At 26.0% G+C, this 15,834-nt stretch carries 14 protein-coding genes; 2 read left to right on the forward strand and 12 right to left on the reverse strand.

Features of this window, described 5'->3' with window-relative positions; all coding sequences use genetic code 11:
- Positions 1 to 202 precede the first annotated feature (202 nt).
- The 7 genes from KXZ80_RS08400 to KXZ80_RS08430 form a co-directional block, all read right to left on the reverse strand.
- Positions 203 to 1,798, reverse strand: a complete 1,596-nt coding sequence (locus tag KXZ80_RS08400) for a DEAD/DEAH box helicase (RefSeq protein ID WP_021433036.1) — start codon at positions 1,796 to 1,798, stop codon at positions 203 to 205.
- A 33-nt stretch (positions 1,799 to 1,831) separates the two neighbouring features.
- Positions 1,832 to 2,008 (reverse strand): hypothetical protein, encoded by a 177-nt coding sequence (locus KXZ80_RS08405; RefSeq protein ID WP_021433037.1) that lies wholly within the window; start codon positions 2,006 to 2,008, stop codon positions 1,832 to 1,834.
- A gap of 114 nt (positions 2,009 to 2,122) precedes the next feature.
- The gene (locus tag KXZ80_RS08410) at positions 2,123 to 5,374 is read right to left on the reverse strand and encodes a hypothetical protein (protein WP_021433038.1); all 3,252 of its coding nucleotides are present in this window, start codon (positions 5,372 to 5,374) and stop codon (positions 2,123 to 2,125) included.
- 495 nt (positions 5,375 to 5,869) lie between these two features.
- Positions 5,870 to 6,145 (reverse strand): hypothetical protein, encoded by a 276-nt coding sequence (locus KXZ80_RS08415; protein ID WP_021433039.1) that lies wholly within the window; start codon positions 6,143 to 6,145, stop codon positions 5,870 to 5,872.
- Between the two features lie 164 nt (positions 6,146 to 6,309).
- Positions 6,310 to 6,840, reverse strand: a complete 531-nt coding sequence (locus tag KXZ80_RS08420) for a hypothetical protein (protein WP_021433040.1) — start codon at positions 6,838 to 6,840, stop codon at positions 6,310 to 6,312.
- Positions 6,841 to 6,937: 97 nt separating this feature from the next.
- Positions 6,938 to 7,114, reverse strand: a complete 177-nt coding sequence (locus KXZ80_RS08425; RefSeq protein WP_021433041.1) for a hypothetical protein — start codon at positions 7,112 to 7,114, stop codon at positions 6,938 to 6,940.
- Between the two features lie 252 nt (positions 7,115 to 7,366).
- Positions 7,367 to 7,642, reverse strand: a complete 276-nt coding sequence (locus KXZ80_RS08430; RefSeq protein ID WP_021433042.1) for a hypothetical protein — start codon at positions 7,640 to 7,642, stop codon at positions 7,367 to 7,369.
- A gap of 122 nt (positions 7,643 to 7,764) precedes the next feature.
- On the opposite strand from KXZ80_RS08430, the gene KXZ80_RS08435 reads away from it, so the two are divergent.
- Positions 7,765 to 8,865, forward strand: coding sequence for a tyrosine-type recombinase/integrase (locus tag KXZ80_RS08435; protein WP_021433043.1), 1,101 nt, complete (start codon positions 7,765 to 7,767; stop codon positions 8,863 to 8,865).
- A 60-nt stretch (positions 8,866 to 8,925) separates the two neighbouring features.
- Here KXZ80_RS08435 and KXZ80_RS08440 read toward each other — a convergent pair whose 3' ends face one another.
- The 5 genes from KXZ80_RS08440 to KXZ80_RS08460 all read right to left on the reverse strand — a co-directional run bounded on the left by KXZ80_RS08440 (position 8,926) and on the right by KXZ80_RS08460 (position 14,762).
- Entirely contained in the window at positions 8,926 to 10,449 is a 1,524-nt protein-coding gene (locus KXZ80_RS08440) for a YfcC family protein (RefSeq protein ID WP_021433044.1), read from the reverse strand.
- 148 nt (positions 10,450 to 10,597) lie between these two features.
- Positions 10,598 to 11,713: a hypothetical protein gene (locus KXZ80_RS08445; protein ID WP_021433045.1), complete on the reverse strand. Its 1,116-nt coding sequence runs from the start codon at positions 11,711 to 11,713 to the stop codon at positions 10,598 to 10,600.
- 21 nt (positions 11,714 to 11,734) lie between these two features.
- Positions 11,735 to 12,076 (reverse strand): hypothetical protein, encoded by a 342-nt coding sequence (locus KXZ80_RS08450; protein WP_021433046.1) that lies wholly within the window; start codon positions 12,074 to 12,076, stop codon positions 11,735 to 11,737.
- 240 nt (positions 12,077 to 12,316) lie between these two features.
- Positions 12,317 to 13,003 (reverse strand): sporulation protein, encoded by a 687-nt coding sequence (locus tag KXZ80_RS08455; protein ID WP_021433048.1) that lies wholly within the window; start codon positions 13,001 to 13,003, stop codon positions 12,317 to 12,319.
- 562 nt (positions 13,004 to 13,565) lie between these two features.
- Entirely contained in the window at positions 13,566 to 14,762 is a 1,197-nt protein-coding gene (locus tag KXZ80_RS08460) for a S41 family peptidase (protein ID WP_021433049.1), read from the reverse strand.
- Positions 14,763 to 15,270: 508 nt separating this feature from the next.
- On the opposite strand from KXZ80_RS08460, the gene KXZ80_RS08465 reads away from it, so the two are divergent.
- Positions 15,271 to 15,588: a hypothetical protein gene (locus KXZ80_RS08465; RefSeq protein WP_021433050.1), complete on the forward strand. Its 318-nt coding sequence runs from the start codon at positions 15,271 to 15,273 to the stop codon at positions 15,586 to 15,588.
- The last annotated feature ends 246 nt before the right edge of the window (positions 15,589 to 15,834 follow it).

The raw sequence follows: 15,834 nt of genomic DNA on the forward strand, positions 1-15,834 counted from the left end.
CTTTAAATTCTAAACTATGATAAAGGGACTTTTTTATGGGAAAAATCAATGCATCTATATTATATAGGTACATTAAAAAATCCTTTTAAAAAGCCCCTTTTAAACTTACTCTACTATTTTCCACCCCTTAACACTTTTATTATTTATTGACCAAAAATGTGACCTAACTTACATATAGACTTAACTCACAAAAATAGTCATACTATATATTTCTTAATACTCTCCAATAATAATCCCTTACACCATTTATAGTTTCTCTCTTACTTCCAACAATATAATCATAGTTTTCACTAATAAGTAATTCGTTGATTTTTTTCATTCCTTTATCTCTTTTATTCCCACCATCTAGTTTGTTGAATTTTACCATTAGGTTATTATCTTTATTTATTATATTTAACATGGTATTTTTTAATATATCTTTACTGAATCTTGCATCATCATTACATGCAGTTTCTAAGAATTCCCCTAATTCAATTTTTACTTTTTTGTCAACAACATGTTCTATTAAATTTTCTTTATTAAATTCATTCTCAAGTCCAATCCATTTTAATTGTTGTTTAATATAGGCAAACTCATCATTTTTTAATTTTCCATCTATATTTTTAACAAATTCATAATCATTATCTAATCTTACTCTCCCTAATATATTAATATCTACAGCACCATTAATTTTTATAAATATACTAGATGGTAACTTATCCGACCTATCATATATTCTATTAAACTCAGTTCTCTCTTTTTCAAATAATTTTATCATTTCTATTCTAGGTTCATATATTTTGGTTATTAAAGGATTAAAGTTAGATCTATTAAATAAAGGAATAAATAAGTTAAGTCGTGGTGCATTTTCTATATCAACTCTTAACCTTCCTAACATCTGTATGAAGCTTACATTGTCATAAGTCATTATGACCATATTCTTTAACTTATCATCATCAATATTTATACCATTATCCATAACTTTAGTGGTAATTAACACTTTACTAACAAAATTACTATCAGATATTATATTTCTTAAATTTTCAGATTTCTTTATATTTGTTTCTCTTGTTATAAATTCACATGAACATATATCTTTTAATTGGTTTTCTAATTTTTCACCATCGTCTTTACTTTTAACAAATATTAGCCACTTTTCATCTGTTTTATCATTTTTTATAAGTTTAGCTATATCATTTAAATTTCTAAAGTATTTAGTATTTACATAACTGTAATCTACACCTGTATTATATTTTTTTCCAATTAAATTGCTATTTGTATCCTCTGCCCCAGCTTGAATAGTTGGATAAATTTCATCCATTGTTGCTGATATAAATATCTTAATTGCATCATGTTTTTTTCTTACTAACTCAAAAAATACTAAATCGCATTTATTATTAAATCCAGCATCAGTCATAAAGAAATGAGCCTCGTCACATATTATATAATCATACATACTTAAATCAAGTTTTTCTTTACCATAATTAGAATCATGTATAATATTACCTAGTTGCTGATAACTCATTATAGTAACATCTCCTATAACATTTAGATTATCTAGGTCTGATAGATCTGTTGGTAGCGGCTTGTTATAATATTTACATAAGTCTTTCTTTAACTGTCTTTTTAAATTAACCCTGTTAGCTACTATAAGCATTTTCTCATAAGCCATATGTGGTATTAATACATTCTTAATAAAAAACGTCTTACCTGTACCTGTTTGGGCATTTATAGTTATGATATCTCCACGTTTCCATTCTTTATAATCATTTCCTATCTCATCACTTACCCATTTTAAATTTAATTTTTTTCCACTCATAACATATACCCCTTCATAATAAAATTTTATAAATTACTTATTTCTTGTACACCACTTTGAAAATACTTCTTGAGATTCCTGTCTATTGAATATCATATAAATATTTCCAGTTCTTTCATTTACACCTGGTTTAATCGGAACTAATCCATTCTCTATGTAAAACTTGCTTTGTTCCCAGTTATATATATAAATTAACGCTTTCTTTTCCATATATCCCGTACCTCCTAAAATTTGTTCGTTCACCCTTTTCATATGCCAGAGTTGACGTAGGCAACTGGGCATACAATAAGAATAATAAAGGGCTAAGAAATTAATCCTAACCCTCTATACTCTTACATACATTTCAATATAAGTTTTTTTAAATTTAACTGAATCTAATTCATAAATTCCATCATAAGGAACGACTGTATTTTCATAAATTTTACCCAATGAAATTCTAGTTTTATCTTCATTTTCATACTTGAATGCTTCTCCGTTTTCAACAACTATATGCGTTAATCCATCTATAACATCTTCATTTAACTCCATACCCCTTATATTAGTTTTTACTATAACATTAACCTTTCTAGCCACTGCTGCATTGATTAATTGATCTTTACCCAATGTTAACTCTTTTAGTTCAATATCTGTCTTCTTATAGCTCTTAAACAAGAATCTATTATCTCCATTAGTACATTCAACATATATACTACCTTCTTTATTATTCTTCTCTAGTAAGTAAGCATCTAGTTCATCAAATAAAAACTTCATTATAAAAGTTGATGTTATATTAACTTTATTATTAAATTTGACTACTTTATTTCCTTTAACATCTCCTGTAGCTCTTAATATTTCTTCCTTTGTATATTTACCTTTGATTTCGTTCTCATATCTTTTTTGTATATCTAACTCTATCTTAGCAACTTTAGGTTTTCTTTTAAAAATACATCTATTAAATTCATCATCTGTACTCTCTCTGAATTCTTTATTAACCTTATACTTAATATTATTTTTCTTAGTTTCTCTTAATTCCTCTAGTGTTATAGACTCATCTAGTTTTGCTCTTTTCTTATGCCAATCATTGCTTAACTCAGTTAATTTATCTTTTAATTCATCTGAAACTTCTACATCTATTTTTCTTAATATTTTTATTAAATGGTCATCATCATACTTTTGTTCAAATAACTCTCTAGTTTTGTATCCATATTGGTCATTTATTCTTCTTGCAAAGTTATTTAATAATGTATTAGAATCTTGAGTCTTTCTATATTCAACAGTTTTATCTAACTTCTTATATTTTGCGTGATATATAAATCGAGGCTTTAATTCGCCTTTATTTTTAATATATTTATCTATAAATTTTAATTCTTCATCTATTTTTAATCCAGTCTTTGGACTATCAATAGCTTTCATTTGAGCATAAAGAAGGAAGTATAAATTCACTTTTTCCTTTTGAAAATTATGTAATACATTCTGTCTATGATCTTCTGTATCATAAGGTTCTTTTTTACATTTAGATATTCCTACCTTATAATCCCTTTCAATGAAGTTATTTATATCCGCCTTATCTATTCCATCCATGTCTTTATATTTATTATATAAATTTTCTCTTATATCAAATTCAGACATTAGTGCTTTTTCATATCTCCATTCTGGAAGTTGTCTGTGCATACGGTTACTACATATTGATCCTACGTTGCTCAATTCCCCTATTTTATTTCCACGACCTTCTACTATTGCTTTATATAAGTTTTCATTAGTGTATATTTCCTTATTAGAACCACCGTCAAATTGATTTCTAAAGTGCCATATAATACCGTCTATTACATCTTCTATTACTGAGTTGTATATTGTATTATTATCAATACATAAAGTAATATCTAGGTCTTCGTCCATCCCGCTCTGACGCATCATTATATCATCGAATGCATAGAAGATTAAATCATTACTTAAATGACCAAAGTATTTATCTAACAATCTATTCGGTACCAATTCAGTTTTTATATTTTCTCCAGGACTGTTTAAAGGACATCTGGCTAATACACGCTTACCTATTTCACCTGGTACATAGTTAGTATGCTTTTTTAATCCATTTTCGTATATTTGTCCTATTAAACGTCCTTCTTTATCATATTTAGGCTTTATAAGTGAATCCATATACGATATTGGATCTTTCATAGCTGTTTTATAGTTACTATTATCCAGATATATACTAGCTCCTGCTAACATATGAACTTTCTTATTAATAAGGTTATCTACTACACCTTTAATCATTTTAGTTTCATTGAATTTTTCATCATGTTGCAAAAGTCTATGAGCTTTTGTACTAGCAGATAATTCAGTTTGATTTTCTCTTGCTATATCACCCATTAATATTCTTCTTGTAGCTAAATCTCCTTCAATAGCTTTCTTGTATATATCTTCACTTTCTTTAGCTATTTCATTTAATTCATCAGCAGTTAAAGCTAAATTACCTATTACTTGATAGTTACTTTCACATACATTATCAGCTTTTTCTTTTGAATATTTTATTATGTAGAAACTCTCAAATAACTCTTTATATCTCTCATCTTTATTTGTAAAGTCATTTATTGATTTTTCATATTCCTCATAACTATCAAACCATTTACACCACTTAGTTTGAGATTCATTCATTATTAAATCTACCTCAAATAAATTATGCTTTTCACCCCATCTATCAGCTATCCATAATTCTTTTAAGTCGTGTACTTCTCTTAAGTATTTCTTCCAGTCAAATTTAACTAATAGACCTTTACTTTGCAATCCTATCTCTCTTATACCTACCCAACTCAAATTGTAATCTATATTTGCTTTATGTTTATCATTTAATTGTTTCTTTATTTTATTTATCAACTCTGGACTTATAAATCCACTTCCATCCATTGCAACGTGTTCAACAGGCTCTGGACATTGTTCTAATACTGAATTCTTATCTCCAGTTTCATATGCAGCTTTGACTTTATCTAGATCTAATATTTCTGTATTATAGCCTTTTTCATTTTTAACTATTTTACTAGGAAATTTTAAGTAATTATTTACAAACTTATAAGTCATTTCAGGTAAAATTATTCTTTTTATTCCTGGTAAATTGACTCTTTCTCCAGATGATAGCGCCAAAGATATTCTAGCTATTATATCTTTATTTATGCATAATTCAGTACCCTTTTTCTTTTCTATATTTCCTAACGAAATTACATCTTCAAATACATCTTTAAATTTTTTGTAAGTATCTTCTATAAAAAATGCTTCTGATTCAGTTTTAAATTCCATATCTGCTTTTTTCATTAATCCCGCACTTGTACATAGATAAACATAATGATTGTTATCAAAATCTATACCGTTTTCCAATACATCTAAAGCAGCATCGTCGTTTTGAGGTATGTGTACTTTTATAATTTCTTCTATATGCTTCTCTAATCTGTAATCTTGTTTGTTTAATTCATTACTCATGTAGATTTCAAATATATCTAACATGAAGTTACGCCCTAATGTAATAGTTCCCTCAACATTTACATCCGTTTTCAATTCAAACTTCCTATCTTTTTGATATACTTCCCTAATTTTTATTTGTTCCAATATTCTTACCTCCAAATTATTATATATATTTAATGGCCGTTGTGTTTTACGACACCCCTTTAACTTTATAGGTTGTAACTGTGCTATATCGTATCGTTTTTCCCCACCACTAATTTACTTCCTTCACTATATATAGGTTATAATCAAAGAATTTCACAACTTATTTTGCCCATTCACTCTATATACCTTGTAAGTGTTATATATCGTGGTTATTTTTGCAAACCTATTTTCTTCTGCAGTCCTTACATAATTATAATAGGAAATAAAATCTCACTTTTTATCATCTATAACTGTAATATATTGTTGTTGTTTTAGAACCTTAATTACATTCCTATTTAAAATTCGATACCCCTTCACTCTTTATTGCCCTTATATGAAGATTTTACAAGTATCTTACTTGCATTCCCCCTTGCCTACAATCTTTATAGTTGAGATTCACTCATATAAGTTTGCACACCGTGTGCCAACGTTGTAATTTCAGCATTTTTTATAATTTTATGCTATTTTAGATTTATATTCATTTATTACTAAATTTGGTATCCATTCTAAATCTTTGTCATCATAATTATAAAATCTAGGTTCATATTGTAGTAATATTTCTACTGAGTTATCTAATACAAATCTAGCTACCGTATAGTAAATATTTTCATCACTAAATTCTGTTATTTCTGTATGATTATCCAACTGTATTCTATCTAATAAATTATAGAAAACATTTGCATCTTCTACATTTTTTAATTTACTTTTCATTTCTTTTAATAAGTTATTCATGTTTTTATTCCCCCGTTTTTATTGACTCTATCATTCCAAAGGGATATAATCTATATTGCGAGTATAGGTGCTATATCCTTTTGGAGTAGTGCCTTTTTTCTTTTATTTGCTAACCAAATGATTTATCGTATTATCTTAAAGTTCATTAGCGATGTCTCGGTGTATTAGCTATGATCTCCGTTTCCATTAGCGTCACCTGCTCCTACGGCTAAAATTACTGCTCCTGCCACGCATCCTGCGGCAAACAAACCTACGCCAGTTAAAAACTTTATAAACTTATTACCTCTTTCTTCTTTCTTTTCATTTGACTCATCTATTTTGGCATATGTTTTATCTTTTTGTTTACCATAGCTTTCATCTAATTGTTCTTTTTCTTTTATGTAAGCATCCATATCTTCAAAACCTTTATGTTTCTCTTTTAGTGCCTTCAAATCTTCCTGATAATTCGCATCTATTGTATCTAAGTTTTCAACTAGATTGTCCTGCATATCATACTCACTCTTAAATGCTTTCTTATCCTGATCATAAAACTTACCCCTAGAATTTAGTATAGAATCTGTTACCTCTTTAAAGATTTCTGCATCATCTTTACTCATCTTAAAATCTTCAAAACCCATTTTTCCCTTAGAGTTATTAGGTATAGAATCTACTACTTCCGCTTCTACACTATCATTTGTTTTCTTATCTTGTTTCATTTTATCCTCCCATCTATTAGCTCCCAAAGATTATTAATGTACCTTGTATTTTAAATTTTTTGACGTGTAGCCCTACCATTTCGAGTAGGTACTAATTTTACTTTTTCTTAATAGTGATTGTTTTTTCTATTTTGTCATATGTAACTTCTACAGCTCTGTCTTCTTGAGTCAATCCCATATCTTTAATAAATGAAATTGGTATCGTTAATTTTGTTGATATACTTCCTGATCCTGACTTGTTAAAGCTAATGTTTAAGTCTCTTGATTCTTTCATTTCCTCACCTCTTAATTACATTATATAACGTTACGTCATTTAAATCAATATATTTTATCTAACTTTTATAACATAAATATCGACATATTTTTACACGCAAAAAAGATAGTCAATTTAACTATCCCTTTATATTTCTTATAGATTTTAACTTGAATGATTTATAGTTATTCTTTGAAAATAATAGAAAATCATATACATTCTATGTAAATAAAAGAGTTTATAACATCCAATTATATACCTTTATATCTATATTTAAAGTTCTATTACTATTATTATATTGCCCCTCTCATCAACTATTTTTTCTTTTATATCATATTCATTATAAACTCCTATTTGATCATTGACATTATGATAAGTATAGTTAGCATATTTTGTAGCATTCATATATTTTGTAACCTCTAAGTTATAATCCGCATCATTTGGATTTGCTATAGGATTCAAACCAAAGCCATTATATAAGAAAATAGTGCCTCCTGTACATTTTACTAAATCTTTAGCGTATCCTTCTAAAATTTTATTTTTACTCATTCTTCTCAATACCTCCATTTATTTTTATAATATTAATTCTACATAAAAATCTAAAATCCTCTAAATTTTACTTGTTGTATAAAAATATATTGATATGATATATTAACTTCTGAGGTGATAAAATGAAAGGAAGTGTTAGAAAGAGAGACTCAGGAAAATGGGAATACTATTTTGACATGGGCATTATTGATGGTAAGCGTAAGAAGAAAACTAAAGGCGGTTTTAAAACTAAATCCGAAGCGACAAAAGCATTGAGAGAAGCTATATCTTTATACGAGCAAGGGTTAGTTACTGACAATAAAGTGCCTTATTATAGTGACTATTTAGATTATTTCTATGATAATTGTATAATGCTTAACACTAAATATAGCACTCAATACTTATATAAAAAAATTATAGACATACACATAAAAGAAGACTTAGGTTTTTACAAGTTAAATAAATTAAACTCTTCTATATTACAAAATTATTTGAACAAAAAATATAATGAAGGTTATAGTAAAAACTATCTTATTTCTATTAAGAATCTTTTAAATATGTCTTTACGACACGCATGCAAAGTTAATAAGTATATACCCTATAATCCAGTTTCAGATGTTTCAGTTAATTTTAAGTTCCATAATAAACATATGGAAATAATATCTATTGATGATTTTAAATGTATAATTAATGACATTAGACATAAAGACTATTATTATATTCCTCTATCAATAGGATTTTATACTGGTATGAGGTGCGGTGAAATACTAGCTTTAAAATGGGATAATGTTGATTTAGAAAATGGAATAATACACGTAAAGTACACATTAACAACTAAGCCATCAGGAGAATATTTTTTAACTGACCCAAAAACTAAAAACTCAATTAGAAGTATCTATATAGGTGAAACTTTATGCAATATATTAAAAAACTATAAAGATAGACAATTATCAGAATATGGTTCTAAAGAGTTTGTATGCTGTAGTATAAAGGGTAATGTTATGACTAGAAAGAATATGGGATATTTGAATAAATATATCAAAAACAATTTAAATATTAAATTTAACTTTCATATGCTTAGACACCTGCACGCCACCTTACTTTTAGAAAGTGGTGCAAATATAAAATCCATTTCAGAGAGATTAGGGCATTCTAGCACCCAAATAACACTAGATACCTATACTCATAATACGTTAAAGCTAGAAAAAGAAACTGTTGATTTATTTGAAAGATATACAGTATAATTAAATAAAAAAATAGCCACCATAAAATTATGGTGACTAAATGGTGACAGGCTAATGACTTTATATAAATGACCCTATACAAAGCAATGCTATTGATAGTACCATTATTATTCCAACAAGCGGCATAACAAACTTCAACCATTTGTCATAAGTTACATTTACCATAGCAAGTGATGCTAATATTAAACCAGTTGGTGTTATTATACCAATTAAACCTTGACCAAACATATAAGCTGTTACTATTATATCTCTGTTAACACCTACTACATCAGCTAAAGGTGCCATTATAGGCATTGATAAAACCGCAAGTCCTGAAGATGAATTTATAAAGAATCCTAATACTATATAAACTAAATACATTACTCCAGAGAATGCTATTCCACCCATACTTGATACGACAGTACTTAATGAATATAATATAGTATCACTTATAAGTCCTCCGTCCATTATAATTGTAACTCCTCTAGCAAGTGCTACAATAAGTGCTACTCCTAATAAATCAGCTGCTCCTTGTACGAAGTTTGATACAAATTCACTTTCTTTTTGTTTTGATAATGGAACCATTATAAATGTTACTGCAAAGAATAGTGCTGTCATTTCCATGAACCACCATCCTAATTCTTTAACTCCATAAATCATTACTATGAAAGATAAACCAAATATTAATAACATTAATTTTTTTCTAAATGTAAATTCTACTTCAACATCTCCACTTTCACTAGCTAAAAACCTTTTCTCTATTTCCTCTTTTTGAGCATAGATTAAAGATTTTGTAGGATCTTTTTTTACTTTTTCCCCATATTTGATTATGTATATTAAAGTAACTACAAGAGCTATAACTAATGCTAAAATTCTAAGAGGCATACCTTGTGTAAAACTTACACCTGCTATATTAGAAGCTATTATAGTTGAGAATGGATTTACTGTAGCTGCCATTGTCCCTATACATGACCCTAAGAAAATTGTAGCGATGGCAACTATAGCATCATATCCAGCAGCTATGAATATAGGTACTACTATAGGATAAAAGGCTATTGTTTCTTCTGCCAATCCAAATGTAGTCCCTCCTAGAGCAACAAGAGATGCTATAATTACAATCATCCATTTTTCTTTTCCTTTTAATGCTTTAGATAGTGCATTTATCCCTGCTGTAAATGCTCCTGTACTATTTATAACTCCAACTAATCCCCCTATAACTAATACGAAAGCTATTATATCAATAGAATCATATAATCCTTGTATCGGAGCTTTTAAAAATGTTGTTATAGCCCCAAATATTGTTGTTTTTTCTTTAGCTAATTTTTCATATGTATTTGGTATTGCAACTGGCTTTGAGATAGCCCCACTAGTAAACTGTTTTAAGTTTACATTTACTCCTAATTTATTTAGTGTTTCCTGAGTTCCAGCATATTGATTAGACTCTCCATTTGGAAGCTCTACAATAAATTTTGAGCTATTAGTGTCATAGCTAAGTTTTGCATATTTTCCTGATGGTATTATGTAAGTTAACCCCATAACTACAAGCATTACAATTAGAATTACAGTATACGCTGTAGGAAATGAAAACTTTTTCTTGTTCTTCATAAAATTACCTCCTTTTTTTCTTGTTAATAAGATAATATCACTACTTTGATAATTTTTAAATAACCTAATTTTATTTCTGAATTTTTTAAATATTTTCCTAGTAATTGGAAATATAAAAATAGCCACTTTATAGTGAAAGTGGCTATTTTTATATTTCCAATTTTTCAGTAAGTCTGTAATTGTTATTATTTAATGATCTTTCTAAGCTTCCTGAATATTCAAAAACAGTTTCGAAATTTGAATTTTTATCTAAATATTTAGTTCTTATGTTATTTGATTTTATAACATCTTCTATTTTTCCATAATTTATATCTGAATTTGTTGTTGAGTTTATAATCCTTATAGCTCCAACTAAAAAATCTTTACTTAATTGTAAGCTTTTAGGATCTCCATTATTGCTAGGAATTTTAAGCTCATACATATTAGTAATTGTTTTCGAATTTAAACTAGATATATCTGTAGTCAATATTATAGATTGAGCTAAATTATTATCATTTTTTATTCCAAAACTATTTATATTATTTTTTTCTGAAGTTTTTTCACTTATCATTGTCTTTAAATTATTAGCTTTTGCAAAATCTTCAGTGTATTTTTTAAGACTTTCCTTTAAGGTTGTTCTTTCCTTTTTGTAATCTTCATATGTTATTTTTCTATTTTTTGAAACTGATTCTATTCTTTTATACACTTTTTCAAGTTTAAAGTGTATTTCTTTTTTTGTAAAATCAAAGTCTACATTATCAAATGATTTAAGTGTTTTATTTAGATTTTCATTATTTATTTCACTATTATTTAACACATCCATACATTTTGATAAACTTATATTATTTATGTTTTTTGTAGCTGTTAATAAATCATATAGTGCCTGTACTGATGCATCATTTTTAGCTACATTCCCATCTTCATCCTTAAATATATTTCCTTCAATTTGAATTGTATAATTTTTTTTATCAGCTACAGTGTTTATCATTATATACTCTTGTTCTATTTTGTCTGATACTTCTCGTGTTGCTAAATTTAAAATTATAGTTTGATTGTCTGGAGTTAACTGAGGTTTAAATTCTGACAACTCTGAGTTTATTTTTTTCATTAAATCTTGAGCTTGTTCATAAGTTAAGCCCTTAATTTCTTCATTGTTTATTTTATTTAACTGAGAACTAGCACCATCTATACTTTTTTTAAGATTTTCGTTTTTTGTTGCAGAACAACCAACTACTGCCATTGACAGTAGTGCTGTTAACCCTAAAATAATTATTTTTCTTTTCAACTTTTTATCCCGCCTCCAAATTTATACTGAGTATAACCATAGTTTATCCACCCATTTTATACTAGTATCATTATTTTTTAAATTCTTGCATAGTAACAAAATAACTTGTTCATCTCGATCAAACAACTCGTAAATTATTTCATTAGGTTTATGTTTATCATGTATTTTATCAACGTACTCTACTCTTTCTCTAAAAAGTTTTGGCAATGTGTAATGTATATTTAATAGTTGTTCTGCTAAAACAACTATATCTTCTCTTTCTAAGCCCTTTACCAATATATGTTCTGGTATGTACTGCTTATATATATTGAATACTTTATCCATTATTAAATCTTTAAACTTTAAAAAAACATTTTCACTCAAAATTAGCTCTCCCCTTTATATGAATATCTATTTCTCTCTGACATCGTCATTTAATTATATACACATTTTTTCTCTTTTTCAATCAATATAATTCATTTTGTCCTGCTAATATATATGTTTGTCCTGAATTAAAAAAAGAAAAAATACCAGTAATAAATATCTGGTATTGTATTGTGTATTTCAATATTAAATTTATATTTTTTGACATGGAAGTTTTTCTTCCTATACTATATGTTTATGCTAAATTTTAAATTTAATAACAGAATATATTTTATTAGTTAAATAATTTAAATCATTTATATATTTATATTCAAATGTAACTTTTATATTTTGATTTAAATATACTTCTATACACTCATTTTTTTGCTTAAAAAAAATTTCAATATCGTCTTCATTTTGATTCAAATTTTCTTTCAATCTTCTGAATTTAAAGCACTGAATAAATGGTAAATTATCATATTTATTTTCTGTATATTTATTTTCTACTTCTATTAAAGAAAACCCTAAATTTTCTATAATATCAATTGTATTTTCTATGTATTTTGGAGGTAATATATCTATATAATATTTTTCTTCTAATTTATTTTTACCGTTTTCTTTTAAACATGTCTTTATCCATATATGACTTTTGTGTATGGACACTGGAACTTTTCTATTTACCTTAAATTTAAATGGAACTTTTACTAATCCACCCTCAATTATACTTTTATCTAAATCTATTTCTACCTTTTGCAAAACTACTTTTTTTCCGCCTATATTTTTATATTTATCTTTAATATAATTAGTTTTTATATATATTTTTATATTATGTAATTTTTTATTTAAATCCAAACCACTTAAAACACAAACTCCTTCTATATCTTTATCTGGATATATTTCTCTTGAGTTTATAAATGTTTTTAATTTAATTTCATTTGAACTACTCATGTACTCCCCCTATTTAAAAATACTCTTTACTATATTATTAATTATATTTTCCTCTAAAATATGCTTATTTAAGCAAAATAAAAGGATATATATAGAACTTTAAAGTCCAACATATAATCCCTTATTTTGTTTCGGTATAATAAATTTATTTAACAAATAATAATTTTTAACTGTATAATATATCCCGCCTAAAACTTATATTATTTACATAAAAAAGCTAGCTATAGGTGCAACAGCAGTAACAACAAATGCTATTATTATTAAAAATATAGCAACTCTTTTCATTCCTAAGTTTTTTGATTTTTTTTCTTGTTTTATCATTTTAACCTATCCTTTCAGTTATAACGTTAATTTGTACATTTTATTATACAACTTACAAATATATTAATCAAAAAAATTTTGTATTTAAATCAGTTCAATTTTAATTCAAACATTATAATTTATTAAAAATAATTTATATTTACTCTACCTTTAATATAGTAATTATTCTATACTATTTTAAAAAAACCTTTATATTTATAGTGTCAAAATTAATATTTTTAAATTTCATAAAACGCATATTCTAATTTATATGTTCTAATTCTAAAACTTTATTTATGCATTTGTCATCTTTTAAATTTTTAGTTCTTTCACAGTTATTTATTTCAAAATCAGGTATAGTTTTCACTTCCTCATCACATATTCCATCTTTATTTAAATACATTCCACTAGCCATTCTAACTATCAAGCCACTATTTTTTAATTCAAACAAAGCAGGATCTAATCCACCCCCATCGCCTCCAGTGGTGCCTCCTATCAAAGTTGCAAATTTAGATTCTTTACAAAACATAGCAAAGAATTCTGATGATGAATATACCTTTTTATCCGTAAGTAAATATATATTACCTTTAAAATTTAAATTTTTACTAGCTTTTATTGTGTAAGACGTATTTTCAAATCCATCGAATTTATTAAAAACTTCTTGTGGCGAATTTTTTCTTATACTATGAGGTAATTTATCAATAGGATTTAATTTTATTTTTCTTTCATCCGTATAATTTTTTATTAATTCACTTTTATTTCTATAAGCTCTGTAACCACTTATTTTAATATCATCATTTATAAGCTTAGAAACAATTCCTTGCCAATAACTATCGCTCCCACCTTTATTTCCTCTTATATCTATAATTAAAGCCTTGTAATTGGATATTGTTTTTATATAATCTCCAATCATATTTAAATCATTTTTCATAGAACCATGTTGTGGTGCCATAGATGGTAAATACATATATCCAACACTACTATTTACCGCATCTTGTAAAACTAATTCTTTTTTTAAAAAAGCACCATCACAAATTTTAACTTCTGGTTTTATATTATCGTATCTTTCTATAACTTTTTTATCATTAAGAAAATCATACCAATTATTTTTCGAATATGCTTTTTTAAACATTTCATATCTTTTTTTATTATTTATTACCTCGGTATGCTTATTTCCTAATTCTGATAATATATCCGACATCTCAGCTACAAATTCATCATCATTTTTAGTATTTTTAATTCTCTTTATATATGTATTCTTGTTAGATATCCAGTCTTTTCCACTTAATCTGGTATTTACATCTAAATATGGATATCCTTCTTTTATTGTATTATACATATACTTAAAATCACTTACTTTCTCAGTTGTAGATAATTGATCCGATTTACTATATACCTTATTTCCAAAGATAACTATAGATCCAAAAACAACTATTAAAAATAATAATTTTTTTTTCATTTAATTCACTTCCTTATTGCACTAATAACCTTAAACATTGTAACATCCCTTTTCAACAAAATCTAGGTTGCTAACTAATCATTTAAAAAGTTATTTAAATTATGTTAAAATTTATATTTTTTAATATAATCATTAGTATGCTCTATTTTTCAATAAAATTATGTACATATTTAGTTAAAAAAAATACTACCATAAAATTATGGTAGCACTTAATAAAAGAGTAGTTATATAATATTTTTTCAGATTTTATTTACCCTATTAATTAATGTAATTTTCAAAATCAATAGATATTATATTATATTATAATTAGAAAAATTATGCAATATTTATATGAATTTTTTTATTTATTTATTAAAATTTAACATATATTTTGTTTAACCCTTAACATATAAGTATTATAATTTATATAGTAGGATATTTTTAATCAATTTCATATATACTTCATGTTTAAATATTAAACTAATAATAACCATTTACTAAGTCTAACTTTTAACAGGAGGATCCTAAAATGAAAATTAACTTTTTGCCAAGAACTAAATTGGGACAATATAGCGTAATAATTATGGCTTTAACTCTAATATTTTTTATAGTTGGTTCTTTAATGTCTTGGGATTTTTCTTATTACGGATTTAAGTTTATAGCAAAAAATCAAATTCATATAGCTGTATTATTTATTATATTCATCCTGGGAGTCCTAGCTTGTGCTTTAGGTTTTATAGCTATAGATAAAAAAAGAGATAAATCAATTTTAGTACTTATCTCTATAATATTAGGAATAAATAATATTGTTGGATTCTTTAGTTTTATTGCACATATATTTATATAATAATAAAAGTATAGGCTATATAAAAAGTTTATAGCCTATACTTTTATTATTTTAGTTTAAATTTTATTAATAAATTCATATAAAAATTTTTTCCGAATAAAATTATCATAAGCTTTTTAGTATATAATTCGCACCACTTCGAACTATATATATGTTAACAATTATTAAGTAAACTTCATATGTTAGTTTTTTCAATATCTTTACGAAAACGTTTTTATTTATTTTTTTATTCTAAACTTCATGTTG

Source organism: Paraclostridium bifermentans (assembly GCF_019916025.1).
GTDB lineage: Bacteria > Bacillota > Clostridia > Peptostreptococcales > Peptostreptococcaceae > Paraclostridium > Paraclostridium bifermentans.

Excerpts from the sequence above, each read along its gene's own strand:
- KXZ80_RS08400 (WP_021433036.1), bottom strand. The coding sequence starts at position 1,798 with ATGAGTGGAAAAAAATTAAATTTAAAATGGGTAAGTGATGAGATAGGA.
- KXZ80_RS08405 (WP_021433037.1), bottom strand. The coding sequence starts at position 2,008 with ATGGAAAAGAAAGCGTTAATTTATATATATAACTGGGAACAAAGCAAG.
- KXZ80_RS08415 (WP_021433039.1), bottom strand. The coding sequence starts at position 6,145 with ATGAATAACTTATTAAAAGAAATGAAAAGTAAATTAAAAAATGTAGAA.
- KXZ80_RS08420 (WP_021433040.1), bottom strand. The coding sequence starts at position 6,840 with ATGAAACAAGATAAGAAAACAAATGATAGTGTAGAAGCGGAAGTAGTA.
- KXZ80_RS08425 (WP_021433041.1), bottom strand. The coding sequence starts at position 7,114 with ATGAAAGAATCAAGAGACTTAAACATTAGCTTTAACAAGTCAGGATCA.
- KXZ80_RS08430 (WP_021433042.1), bottom strand. The coding sequence starts at position 7,642 with ATGAGTAAAAATAAAATTTTAGAAGGATACGCTAAAGATTTAGTAAAA.
- KXZ80_RS08435 (WP_021433043.1), top strand. The coding sequence starts at position 7,765 with ATGAAAGGAAGTGTTAGAAAGAGAGACTCAGGAAAATGGGAATACTAT.
- KXZ80_RS08440 (WP_021433044.1), bottom strand. The coding sequence starts at position 10,449 with ATGAAGAACAAGAAAAAGTTTTCATTTCCTACAGCGTATACTGTAATT.
- KXZ80_RS08455 (WP_021433048.1), bottom strand. The coding sequence starts at position 13,003 with ATGAGTAGTTCAAATGAAATTAAATTAAAAACATTTATAAACTCAAGA.
- KXZ80_RS08460 (WP_021433049.1), bottom strand. The coding sequence starts at position 14,762 with ATGAAAAAAAAATTATTATTTTTAATAGTTGTTTTTGGATCTATAGTT.
- KXZ80_RS08465 (WP_021433050.1), top strand. The coding sequence starts at position 15,271 with ATGAAAATTAACTTTTTGCCAAGAACTAAATTGGGACAATATAGCGTA.